Source organism: Vibrio sp. Y176, from assembly GCF_033438945.1.
Window position 1 is genome coordinate 1 of the sequence record NZ_JAWOQS010001060.1, and the last position, 541, is coordinate 541.

Sequence of the window (541 nt, forward strand, 5' to 3'; positions counted from 1 at the left end):
CAAGGCATTCGTTATTACTCTTTGTTCAGTAAAAAATTTGAGCGAGTCACCTTTAGTAGTTATGACTCGCAAACCTTATCTGGTCGTATCAGACAAACGGTAACAGGGCCAGATGGTGTGCTTTGGTTTGCCGATGACCGCAAGCTGTATCGTTCTGGCGCGGAAGGGATTGTAAAAGTCTTAGAATTAGATTCTCAGATTAACGAATTTGCGTTCCAACGAGGCATGTTATGGCTTGCCACTTCAAAAGGTTTGGAGATATTCCAATTGGAGGGGCTGAAAAAGGTTAGCTTCCCTTATTTACAAGTAATGGCTGGGCATGCTGTTGAGCATATTGCTCTAGACGATGCAAACCGTTTGTGGGTATCCAGCGGTTACCAACTTTACAACGTTGATATCGACAAGCAATCCGTCAGAAACTTTGGTAGCGAATGGATCGTGAGTCAGTACTTACCAGCTAAAGTGACGCGCCTATATGATACCGAAGATAAGCTTTTTATTGGTACGGACCACGGCATTTACGAATACGATGATGAACGTA

At 43.4% G+C, this 541-nt stretch carries 1 pseudogene; it reads left to right on the forward strand.

The annotated features are described in order from the left end of the window. Positions 1-541: pseudogene (locus R7O13_RS30195) on the forward strand (AraC family transcriptional regulator); the annotation flags it as partial.